This window comes from Mycobacterium sp. SMC-18 (genome assembly GCF_045310895.1).
Taxonomy (GTDB): Bacteria; Actinomycetota; Actinomycetes; order Mycobacteriales; family Mycobacteriaceae; genus Mycobacterium.
This window is the reverse complement of record NZ_JBJIAL010000047.1, coordinates 26,000-36,553: the sequence shown is the minus strand read 5'-3', so window position 1 is coordinate 36,553 and position 10,554 is coordinate 26,000. Positions and strand designations below refer to the sequence as shown.

At 65.8% G+C, this 10,554-nt stretch carries 10 protein-coding genes; 4 read left to right on the top strand and 6 right to left on the bottom strand.

Features of this window, described 5'->3' with window-relative positions:
- Positions 1 to 63 precede the first annotated feature (63 nt).
- Positions 64 to 774, bottom strand: coding sequence for a cellulase family glycosylhydrolase (locus ACJH6J_RS26405; RefSeq protein WP_406804785.1), 711 nt, complete (start codon positions 772 to 774; stop codon positions 64 to 66).
- 579 nt (positions 775 to 1,353) lie between these two features.
- Between ACJH6J_RS26405 and ACJH6J_RS26400 the strand changes: the two genes are divergently transcribed.
- Positions 1,354 to 2,718 carry an adenylate/guanylate cyclase domain-containing protein gene (locus ACJH6J_RS26400; protein WP_406804784.1) on the top strand — a complete coding sequence of 455 codons (1,365 nt, stop codon included), beginning with the start codon at positions 1,354 to 1,356 and terminating at the stop codon, positions 2,716 to 2,718.
- On the opposite strand, the gene ACJH6J_RS26395 is transcribed toward ACJH6J_RS26400, so the two are convergent.
- Genes ACJH6J_RS26395 through ACJH6J_RS26375 form a run of 5 tightly spaced genes read right to left on the bottom strand, consistent with a single transcriptional unit; the run spans position 2,691 to position 7,094 of the window.
- Complete coding sequence (locus ACJH6J_RS26395) at positions 2,691 to 3,338, bottom strand: response regulator (protein ID WP_406804783.1); 648 nt, start codon at positions 3,336 to 3,338, stop codon at positions 2,691 to 2,693. The genes ACJH6J_RS26400 and ACJH6J_RS26395 overlap by 28 nt on opposite strands.
- Positions 3,331 to 4,488 (bottom strand): MacS family sensor histidine kinase, encoded by a 1,158-nt coding sequence (macS, locus tag ACJH6J_RS26390; RefSeq protein WP_406804782.1) that lies wholly within the window; start codon positions 4,486 to 4,488, stop codon positions 3,331 to 3,333. The genes ACJH6J_RS26395 and macS overlap by 8 nt, the downstream gene beginning before the upstream one ends.
- Positions 4,488 to 5,240 (bottom strand): amino acid ABC transporter ATP-binding protein, encoded by a 753-nt coding sequence (locus tag ACJH6J_RS26385; RefSeq protein ID WP_212814758.1) that lies wholly within the window; start codon positions 5,238 to 5,240, stop codon positions 4,488 to 4,490. Before ACJH6J_RS26385 ends, macS begins: the two co-directional genes overlap by 1 nt.
- 5 nt (positions 5,241 to 5,245) lie before the next feature.
- Entirely contained in the window at positions 5,246 to 6,199 is a 954-nt protein-coding gene (locus tag ACJH6J_RS26380; RefSeq protein ID WP_212814012.1) for an amino acid ABC transporter permease, read from the bottom strand.
- The gene (locus tag ACJH6J_RS26375; protein ID WP_212814010.1) at positions 6,183 to 7,094 is read right to left on the bottom strand and encodes an ABC transporter substrate-binding protein; all 912 of its coding nucleotides are present in this window, start codon (positions 7,092 to 7,094) and stop codon (positions 6,183 to 6,185) included. The genes ACJH6J_RS26380 and ACJH6J_RS26375 overlap by 17 nt, the downstream gene beginning before the upstream one ends.
- A 203-nt stretch (positions 7,095 to 7,297) precedes the next feature.
- On the opposite strand from ACJH6J_RS26375, the gene ACJH6J_RS26370 reads away from it, so the two are divergent.
- The 3 genes from ACJH6J_RS26370 to cydB all read left to right on the top strand — a co-directional run bounded on the left by ACJH6J_RS26370 (position 7,298) and on the right by cydB (position 10,550).
- Positions 7,298 to 7,903: an HdeD family acid-resistance protein gene (locus ACJH6J_RS26370; protein WP_406804786.1), complete on the top strand. Its 606-nt coding sequence runs from the start codon at positions 7,298 to 7,300 to the stop codon at positions 7,901 to 7,903.
- Positions 7,904 to 8,034: 131 nt separating this feature from the next.
- On the top strand, positions 8,035 to 9,483 hold the full coding sequence (locus ACJH6J_RS26365; protein WP_406804781.1) for a cytochrome ubiquinol oxidase subunit I: 1,449 nt from the start codon (positions 8,035 to 8,037) through the stop codon (positions 9,481 to 9,483).
- An 11-nt stretch (positions 9,484 to 9,494) separates the two neighbouring features.
- Positions 9,495 to 10,550, top strand: a complete 1,056-nt coding sequence (gene cydB / locus ACJH6J_RS26360; RefSeq protein WP_406804780.1) for a cytochrome d ubiquinol oxidase subunit II — start codon at positions 9,495 to 9,497, stop codon at positions 10,548 to 10,550.
- Positions 10,551 to 10,554: the final 4 nt, after the last annotated feature.

Sequence of the window (10,554 nt, the reverse complement as noted above, 5' to 3'; positions counted from 1 at the left end):
ACACCCAGCCAACCAGACACCCCAATCACAGGCCGACAGCAGCTGACCGTTCTACACCCTCAATCATGAAGAGCCGAAAAAGCCTTTGGCGCCGGCGGCATACATTGCGGCCAGGAAGGTCTGCGGAGACGACGTGAGTCCGAAGAAGTCCTGAATCGGCGCCAGGGCGCCCGCGATGACCGAGGCCGTCGGGTCCACACCGGTGGTCCCGTCGCCGCCCTTCAGGGTGGTGTAGACGGCCTTCAGGATGGCGGTGTACTTGGCGGCATCCATCGGCTGGAAGAACGTGAAGCTGTTGGGCTCGTTCCAGACTTCGTACGCGGAGATGACGTCGCCGTAGCGGGTGGCCACCTGCTTCACGAAGTCCGCGTAGACGGCTGGATCGGGTGCGCCCGCACCCGGGGTGGTCCCACTCGGCGCCGCCCACAGCGGGGTGTGGCTGATGACCGCCAGCACACCCATGTTGTGGGCGCGCGCGGCGTCCATCACGTTGTTCATCAGCGTCCAGTTGGCGTCATTCGCAAGATCATTCGGACCCGTCATCTTGATCAACGCCCATGGGACGAAGACCCGGATGTTCTGCACCCCGATGGACTGCAGCTGGGTCAGGGTCTTGTCGATCTCCGCCGGCGACAGTCCGTAGAGGCTGGAGTCGGCGATGCCGATGGTCGAATGCGTGTCATCGATCTCGGCGGTGGGTATGACGTCGATCGCGACCGTTCGAGTCGGCGCGGGCGTCACGTGGCTGTAGGTGCAGATGACAGCCAATGGCATCAATACGACAACGACTCTCAGCATGAGAGCACGGACCAGACGGTTCACCGCAGTCCCCTTTCCGCCCTGGTCGTCGCCCCTCGACAACGACGCGTGGCAGTTAATTTACTGCTCCGACAACAATTTATTGAGCGCAAATCCGAAATCTGATCGAAATAGTCCGAGCATGCGAAACAGGCAAATATAGAGATGTCCTAAATACCTCTGGTATGTTCACAAACAGCTAATCAAAATCGGTTTGCAAAATTGTCATGAGCAAGCATTTTTTCCGCATATACGCAGTTCAACAGCTTCAGCCGATGCACCAGAAACACCATTCGACGCAACTGTCGAATATCTGGCAATTTTGATATTGATCGTCGCCGTACATACTTTTCGGTGGCGGCGAAGGGACACCCAGTACCCACGAATGTCCCACTCAGCGAGCCCTCCAAAATGGCCACAGCGACTGGCCATTATGGGTCCCGCAACCAATCCGGAACATCGCGCCGGCGGTACCGCGGCGACCCGCTGTTTCGCCATCAGCGGAGTATCCGCAGCGGAGCACCAAACCCGGTCCCGCGCGTCTACCCTTACTCCATGGCGATCATGGACGACGCTCGCCTCACCGGCGGCGCCGCGACCCCGGCCAGCGCCGATTTGGTCGCTGCCGTGCGCCGTTCGGTCTGCGTGCCGACCGCGACCGTCCGCGAGTGCCTTCGCCCCGACGCCGACATCCTCAGCCCGACCGTCGCCCGCAGTCGCCGAATCCTGACGCGCACCAGCCGCCTCGGCGCGGTGCTCAGCGTCTTCTTCGCCTTGCAGGCGTTGACCACGGGGCCTTACACGATGTGGATCGGCGCCGTGAACCTGGCCGGCGCGGTGCTCTTCCTGCTCGTGCCGACGCTGTACCGGTTCGGTGAACTCGTGGCGCCGGCGGCATTCATACTCATCGCCTACGCCACGGTGACCGTCGTGACCATCAATGTGGGCACCGGCTCGGGAATTCTGCTGTATTTCGCGGTGGCGGGTGCCATCGCACTGCTGATCGTGGGCCTCGAACATGTGGGTTTCGCGGCCGCCGTCGCCGCCGTCGGCATCGTCACCGCGAGCATCCTGGAATTCACCGTCCCGGCGCACACCGGAGCGCAGAGCGAGATGGAAAGCCGGGTGTCGTTCGTCATCACCGCGGTGTCGGCCTGCCTCATCGTGATGGCGACGGTCTGGTCGGTGCTGCGGGAGAACGCCATCGCCCAGCGCGCCATCCAGGCCGAATACCTCAGGTCCGAGACGCTGCTGGCGAACATCCTCCCCGAGTCCATCGCGCAGCGACTCAAAGATCCGGCGCATTCGGTGATCGCCGACAAATTCGACGACGCCTCAATACTTTTCGCCGATATCGCCGGCTACACCCAGCGCGCCAGCGACACCACCCCCGCCGATCTGGTCCAGTTCCTGGACACGCTCTACACCGGGCTCGACGCACTCGTCGACCGGCACGGCTTGGAGAAGGTCAAGACGAGCGGTGACTCCTACATGGTGGTCAGCGGCATACCGCACGGCCGGGCCGATCACCTCGAGGCGCTGGCCTGCCTGGCACTGGACTTCGCCGATTCGGTCCGCGGGCTGACCGATCCCAAGGGGCGCCCCGTCCCGGTCCGCATCGGCATTGCCGCCGGCCCCGTGGTGGCCGGTGTGGTGGGGTCACGCAAGTTCTTCTACGACGTCTGGGGCGACGCGGTGAACGTCGCGTCCCGCATGGAGAGCACCGACGTCGCCGGCCGAATCCAGGTGCCGCACAACGTGTATGAACGTCTGCGCCACGCATACGAATTCGAGGAGCGCGGCGAGATCGACGTCAAGGGCAAAGGGCTGATGCACACCTGGTATCTGGTCGGGCGGCTGTCCGCGGCCGGCCCGTCCCGAGCCGACGGCGCTCAGTCCAGCCCGTGCTCGATGGCATAGCGCGCCGCTTCGACCCGGTTGGCCACCTGCAGCTTGCGGAACGTCGCCTGCACGTGATTCTCGACGGTGCGGTGGCTGAGCGTCAGGCGTTCGGCAATCTGCTTGGCGGTCAAGCCTTTCGCCACGTACCGCAGGATCTCGGTTTCCCGCTCCGTCAGGCCCGCAGCCGGGTCCGCACCCGGCGTCTTGGCCATGCGCCGGTGCTCCCCCAGCACCAGACCGGCCAGCCCCGGGGTGAACACCGCACGCCCCTCACCTGTCGCGCGCACCGCGTCGGCCAGCTCGGCCTTGGAGGCGCTCTTCACCAGATACCCGGTGGCACCGGCCTTCACGGCCTCCAAGACGTCGTCGCGCTCGTCGGAGGCCGACAGCACCAGCACCCGGCTCGCGGGTGAGACCGCCAGCACCTGCGTGGTCGCCTCGACGCCGCTGCCGTCGGACAGCCGCATGTCCATCAGCACCACCTGGGGCTTGACCACCGCGGCCCGCCGGCCCGCGGCGGCCACACCGTCGGCGGTGGCCACCACGGTGAAGCCCGAGTCCTCGAGGTCACGGGCGACGGCGTCCCGCCAGATCGGGTGGTCGTCGACCACCATCACCGTCAACTGTGGCTCAGACATCGCCGGCCGCCCTCGGTACCGTCAGCTCCCACTCGGTGCCGGCTCCCGGCGACGTCGTCAGCTCGGCTTTACCTCCGAGCGATTCCAGCCGTCCCACAATCGATTTCGTCACACCCATATGCCCCTCCGCAGCTGCCTGCGCCAACCGTCCGTCGGCGATCCCCACCCCATCGTCGCGGACGCTCACCACGACCTGCCCGTCCAGGTCCTCGACGAGGACGTAAGCCCGGGCCTCGGGGCCCGCGTGTGCGACCGTGTTGCCCAGCACGTTGGCGACCGCGGCATCGAGTTCGCCCGCCACGGCGGCGTCGAGCAGCACCGGGTCCGGCGGCACGCTCACCGCGACGCGATCACCCGCGCGGGCCCGGAGCATCTCCCCAACGTCGACCAGACCGCCCGGGGCCTCGTCCAGACCGGAACTGACCAGTCGGCGCAGCGCCCGTTCCTGCTCGCCGGCCAGCTGCGCGAGTTCGGCTGTCGCACCACCGATTTCCCGCCCCTTGCGGGCCACCAGCGCCAGCACCTGGATGGCGCCGTCGTGCACCTGCCGGGACAGCCGCTCGCGCTCCGCGGTCGCCGCCGCCAATCGGATGGCCCGCTGCAGCTCCGCGTGCGCACGGCGCGCGGTCTGCGCGGCCATCCCGACGGCGAGCCCCACCGCCAACTCGATGACGAGCGTCGCCTGCCGGCCGAGATTGGGGTCGAAGTAGCCCTTGAGCACCGCGCCGGCAGCCGTCACGAGCAGCCCGATGCCCATTCCGGTCAGTGGCCCCAGCTGGATGGCCGCGGACAGCGTCGCGTTGGTGGCCCACAACGTCGTCGGCCACGACTGGTTGCCGGCGATCCACGCCGGGGACGCCACCAGCTCGGTGGACAACACCAGCAGGATGACGACCAGCACCTCGGTCAGCACCCAGGCCTTCCGGCGGCCGAAACCCTGCAGATAGGCCACCGCGCAGGCCAGGCTCCACGCGATGAGGACCCCGAACAATGCCCATGTGACGGCCGGGTGTCGCAGATCGTCATTGACCGCGAGCTGGAAACCCAAGGCGTACAGGCAGCTGAGCAGCCGGAAGCCCTGTGCCGCCCGCCACAGCGGGGCGGCCGGGTCCGGTTCTGGTTCCGCCTTCGACGCGGGGTGCACAGCCACTACATCACTTTGGACAGAAAGGCCTTCGTGCGTTCATGTTTCGGGTCGGCCATCACCTCACGCGGGGCGCCACGCTCGACCACCACGCCGCCGTCCATGAACACCAGCTGGTCGGCCACCTCGCGGGCGAAGCCCATCTCGTGCGTGACGACGATCATCGTCATGCCCTGTTGGGCAAGCTTTTTCATGACCGCGAGGACGTCTCCGACCAGTTCCGGGTCCAGCGCCGAGGTCGGTTCGTCGAACAGCATCAGCTTGGGCTCCATCGCCAGCGCGCGGGCGATCGCCACGCGCTGCTGCTGGCCGCCGGACAACTGGGCCGGATAGGCATCGGCCTTGCTGGACAACCCCACCTGGTCGAGCAGGTCCCGCGCACGACTCACCGCCGCGTCCCGCTTGACACCCTTGACGTGTACCGGCGCCTCGATGATGTTCTCCAGCGCGGTCCGGTGCGGGAACAGATTGAAGTGCTGGAAGACCATGCCGACATCGCGGCGCTGGCGGGCGGCCTCCTTGGGCGGGAGTTCGTGCAGCTTGCCCCCGCGTTCGCGGTACCCGACCAGCTCCTCATCGACGTACAACCGCCCGGCGCTGACCTGTTCCAGGTGATTGATACACCGCAGGAACGTCGACTTGCCGGAACCGGAGGGACCGACCAGCACGAGGACCTGTCCGCGCTCGACCTCGAGCGAGACGCCCTTGAGCACGTCGAGGGCACCAAAGCTCTTGCACACCTGTTCGGCGCGCACCATGGGCGTCATGCGGGCATACCTCCGTGGTCACCCATCTGCGCCAGGGCAAGGGCCTCGAGCTGTTTGCTCGTCAGCTTGCGCGACGCACCCCGCGAGAAGTAGCGCTCCAGGTAGAACTGGCCGACCATCAGCACGCTGGTGATGACCAGGTACCAGGTGGCTGCAACCAGCAACAGCGGGATGGGCTGGAAGATCACCGCGGAGATGTCCCGCGTGCGGGTGTACAGCTCGAGCGTGTACGGCACGGCCGTGACCAGTGATGTGGTTTTCAGCATGCTGATCAGCTCGTTGCCGGTGGGCGGCACGATGACCCGCATCGCCTGCGGAAGAACGGTGCGGCGCATGGTCATCCACCACGACATACCGAGGGCGACCGACGCCTCGGTCTGTCCCTCCGGGACGGAAATGATTCCGGCACGGATGATTTCGGCCATGTAGGCGGCTTCGTTGAGGCCCAGGCCGATGAAGGCCATCTCGAACGCCAGCGACAGTCCCTGCAGCTGGATGTGGAACAACGACGGCCCGAACGGCACCCCGATCTGAATGTTCTGGTAGATCGACGGGAACAGGCCCCAGAACACCAGCTGCACGTACACGGGAGTACCGCGGAAAATCCACAGATAGCCCCACGCGACCGCACGGAACACCGGGTTCGGTGACAGCCGCATCACGGCCAGGACGACGCCGAGCACCAAGCCGATCGCCATCGCATAGATGGTGAGCTGCACGGTGTTCCACGCCGCCTCGGCCACTCGCACGTCGAGCAGGTATTTGAGGTAGGTGTCCCAGCCATACGCGGGGTTCGTCGCGGCGCCGTAGAGGAACAGCCCGGCGACGACGATGATCGCGACGGCCCCGACCCACCGCCAGGGATGTCGGAGCGGTACCGCGTGGATGGCGGCGGGACCGCTCGGGTCCGCCGCTGACTCAACAGCCGTCACGTCAGCTGGTGGCCCCATTGATGACCGGCTTGTCGATCATTCCGGCCTGCACGCCCCAGTTCGTCGCGATCTGCTTGTACGTGCCGTTGTCGATGAGGTGCTGCAATGCCTGCAGCAGCGATTGCGCCAGCGGCGAACCCTTCTTCACCGGCCATCCGTACGGAGCCGAGTCGAACACCTCGCCGGCCTGCACGAGCTTGCCGCCCGCCTGCTTGATGGCCCACAACGTCACGGGCGAGTCCGCGGACATGGCGTCGGCCTGGCCGACGACGACGGCGTTGGCGGCCTGGTCCTGGTTGTCGAACTTCACGACGTCGATGGGCGGCTTGCCGGCGTCGGTGCACGCCTTCGACTTGGCGGGCAGTTCCTCGGTGTCCTGCACCGTGGTCGACTCGACGGCGACCTTCTTGCCACAGGAGTTGTTGGGGTCGACGTGGTCACCGGCGCGCTGCGCCCACAAGCTGCCGGCCGAGAAGTAGGTGACGAAATCGACCTGCTGCTCACGCTGCTTGCTGTCGGTGAAGGACGACATGCCGACGTTGTAGGTGCCGGCCTGGATCGCCGGGATGATCTTCGAGAAGTCGGACTCTTCCCGGTAGTCGACCGTCAGACCGAGTGTCTGGGCGATGGCGTTCATCAGGTCGACGTCGAAACCGACGACCTTGCCGCTCGGGTCCTTGTACTCGTTGGGTGCATACGGGATGTTGACGCCGACGATCAGCTTGCCGCTGGACTTGATGGCCTCCGGCACCGTGTTGGCGATCGACTCGACCTTGGCCGCGGGCGCCGCCGACGAACTCGACGCGGGCGAGCTGGATTCGGTGTTCTTCGTGCAGCCCGACAGCGCCAACGCGCCACTCGCAGCCACCACCACCGCAATGCGCCACGCTGTGCCCCGACGGGACTGACTCACACCTGACACGTTGCCTCTTCCTTCGTGCTTCACTCTGGCCTGCCCACACCTGTCACGACACACCGCCGGCACGCATCGGTCGGCGTGCCGCGTTGGAGAGCACCTTATCGGCACGATGGTCACCAAGCAGCCCAATCGCCAGTTGTCCACATCTAGAACCACCGAAAAACAGGGTTGTCCGAACTCGGTGCACTCAGCGTCAAATATGTGAGACTGCGTCAATGACCACGCATACTCCGCCAAGTCTGTTGCAGCATCTGTGGAAAACCGAGCTCATCGCGGGCCTGATCTCCGTGGTACTGGGCGCCGCCGTGTTGGCCCAGCCCGGCATCTCCGTTGCGGTGGCGGCGATCTTCTTCGGCGCCTATCTGCTCGTCACCGGTATCGGCCAGGTGGTGTTCGCCTTCAGCCTGCACATCACGGCAGGCGGACGCGTGCTGGCATTCATCAGCGGCGCGGCGTCCCTGGTACTCGCGGTGCTGGCCTTCCGCCATATCGGCGATGCCGTACTGCTGCTGGCGATCTGGATCGGTATCGGCTTCATCTTTCGCGGTGTGGCCACCACCGTGTCGGCGATCAGCGATCCGGGGCTGCCCGCCCGCGGGTGGAACATCTTCCTCGGCGTCATCAGCCTGATCGCCGGATTCGTGGTGCTGGGCTCACCGATCGAGTCCATCGGCACGCTGGCGCTGGTGACGGGCATCTGGCTGGTGGTCACCGGTGTCGCCGAAGTGATCACCGCCTTCGGAATCCGCAAGGGCGCCAAGGCCGTTGACAAGGCCTTCACCGGGGCGACGACCAACGCCTGAGTATGCCGGCATGCGGATTTGTGTGGCCGGGCGCACGTGTGCGCCTGGCCACACAATTCGGTGTGGACCGCCGCCCACATGAACTACTACAGTAAGTCGTAGACCAATCCCTCCGGCTCGGGGAAGGCTCAATGAACGCACTGGACGTATCGAGGTGGCAGTTCGGGATCACCACCGTCTACCACTTCATCCTGGTCCCGCTGACCATCGGCCTCGCGCCGCTGCTCGCCGTCATGCAGACCATCTGGGTGGTGACGGGCAATCCGGCCTGGTACCGGCTGACCAAGTTCTTCGGCAAGCTGTTCCTGATCAACTTCGCTCTCGGCGTGGCCACGGGCATCGTGCAGGAATTCCAGTTCGGGATGAACTGGAGTGAGTACTCACGATTCGTCGGCGACGTCTTCGGCGCACCGCTGGCCCTGGAGGGCCTCGCGGCGTTCTTCTTCGAATCCACCTTCATCGGCCTGTGGATCTTCGGCTGGACCAAGCTGCCCCGCCTGGTGCACCTGGCGTGTATCTGGATCGTCGCATTCGGCGTGAACGCGTCGGCGTTCTTCATCATCTCGGCCAACTCGTTCATGCAGCATCCCGTTGGCGCGCACTACAACCCGGAGACCGGCCGGGCGGAGCTGACGAGCATCTGGGAGCTGCTGACCAACAACACCGGCATCGCGGCGTTCACGCACACGGTCGGCGGCGCCATCCTGACGGCCTCCACCTTCGTCGCCGCCATCAGCGCATGGTGGATGGTGCGTAGTGGCAACACGGAGGAATCGCGCACCATGTTCCGGCCCGCCGCCGTGCTGGGCTGTTGGGTGGCGCTCGTCGCGGCCGCCTCGCTCACGCTCACCGGGGACGCCCAGGGCAAGCTGATGTTCGTCCAACAGCCCATGAAGATGGCGTCGGCAGAATCGTTGTGTCACACCGAAACCGACCCGGATTTCTCGGTGCTGACGATCGGTACGCACAACAACTGTGACAGCGTCATGCACGTCATCGAGGTGCCGTACGTGCTGCCGTTCCTCGCCGAGAGCAAGTTCGAGGGCGTCCGACTCGAGGGCGTGCAGGACCTGCAGAAGGCCTACGAAGCCAAGTACGGTCCCGGTGACTACCGGCCCAACCTGTTCGTGACCTACTGGTCGTTCCGCATGATGATCGGATTGCTCGCGTTCCCAGGGCTTTTCGCGCTCACCACACTGTGGTTGACCCGCAAGGGCCGCATCCCCACGCAACGCTGGCTGAGCCTGTTCGCACTGGTGACGCTGCCCATGCCGTTCCTCGCCAACAGCGCGGGCTGGGTCTTCACCGAGATGGGCCGCCAGCCCTGGGTGGTCGCCACCAACCCGACCGGCGACCCGAACCTGCACCTGACCATCCGGCAGGGCGTGTCGGCACACAGCGCGGGCACGGTCTGGATCTCACTGATCACCTTCACCGCGCTCTATGCGCTGCTCGCCGTCATCTGGTTCTGGCTGATCCGCCGCTACACGCTGGAAGGGCCACTCGAACACGATGCCGAACCGGCGCCGCCCACCCCACCCGGTAGCGACGACGTCGCCCCACTGTCGTTCGCGTACTAGGAGGAGCAGCCATGGCACTTCAGCACCTCTGGTTCATCATCCTGGCCGCGCTGTTCCTGGGCTTCTTCGTCCTGGAGGGGTTCGATTTCGGTGTCGGCATGCTCATGGAGTTCTTCGGCCGCGCCGCCGACGGTGACGAGGGCGACGCCGAGCAGTACCGCCGCGCCGCGCTCAACACCATCGGACCGGTGTGGGACGGCAACGAGGTCTGGATCATCACCGCGGGTGCGGCGATGTTCGCGGCGTTCCCCGGCATGTACGCCACGCTGTTCTCGGGCCTCTATCTGCCGCTACTGGCGATCCTGGTCGGCATGATCGTGCGGGTCTGCGCCATCGAATGGCGCGGCAAGATCGACGACCCGCAGTGGCGCCGGTGGGCCGACATCGGCATCGCCATGGGTTCCTGGCTGCCGGCCGTGTTGTGGGGCGTGGCCTTCGCCTCCATCCTGCGCGGCCTCCCCGTCGACGCCCACCACCAGATACAGCTGTCCTTCGGTGACGTGCTGAACCCGTACTCCCTGCTCGGCGGTATCGCCACGGCCGGCCTCTTCGCCTTCCACGGCGCGGTGTTCGTGACACTCAAAACTGAAGGGGCCGTGCACGATACCGCACGCCGGTTCGCCACCCGCCTGACCGTTCCGGTGACCGTGATCGTCGCCGCGTTCGGCATCTGGACCCAGGTGGCCTACGGCAACGACGTGACCTGGATAGCACTGGGCGTCGCCGTGGTGGCCCAGCTCTCGGCGGTCCTGCTGGTGTGGACGCGCCGCGCCGACGGGTGGGCGTTCACCGCAACGGCCATCGTCGTCGCCGCCGTGGTCGCACTACTGTTCAGCTGCCTGTACCCGAATCTCGTTCCCTCGACGCTTGATCCGGCGTGGAGCCTGACCATCCACAACGCGTCGTCGACGCCGTACACGCTCAAGGTGATGACCTGGGCCGCGCTGCTGCTCACCCCGTTGGTGATCTGCTACCAGGGTTGGACGTACTGGGTTTTCCGGCAACGGATTTCGGCCGCGCACATCCCGGCATCCATCGGGTTGTCCCGAAACGGCGGATCGCACTGACCCG

Coding starts and splice junctions, on each gene's coding strand:
- ACJH6J_RS26405 (WP_406804785.1), bottom strand. CDS start 774: ATGCCATTGGCTGTCATCTGCACCTACAGCCACGTGACGCCCGCGCCG.
- ACJH6J_RS26400 (WP_406804784.1), top strand. CDS start 1,354: ATGGCGATCATGGACGACGCTCGCCTCACCGGCGGCGCCGCGACCCCG.
- ACJH6J_RS26395 (WP_406804783.1), bottom strand. CDS start 3,338: ATGTCTGAGCCACAGTTGACGGTGATGGTGGTCGACGACCACCCGATC.
- ACJH6J_RS26385 (WP_212814758.1), bottom strand. CDS start 5,240: ATGGTGCGCGCCGAACAGGTGTGCAAGAGCTTTGGTGCCCTCGACGTG.
- ACJH6J_RS26380 (WP_212814012.1), bottom strand. CDS start 6,199: ATGGGGCCACCAGCTGACGTGACGGCTGTTGAGTCAGCGGCGGACCCG.
- ACJH6J_RS26365 (WP_406804781.1), top strand. CDS start 8,035: ATGAACGCACTGGACGTATCGAGGTGGCAGTTCGGGATCACCACCGTC.
- cydB (WP_406804780.1), top strand. CDS start 9,495: ATGGCACTTCAGCACCTCTGGTTCATCATCCTGGCCGCGCTGTTCCTG.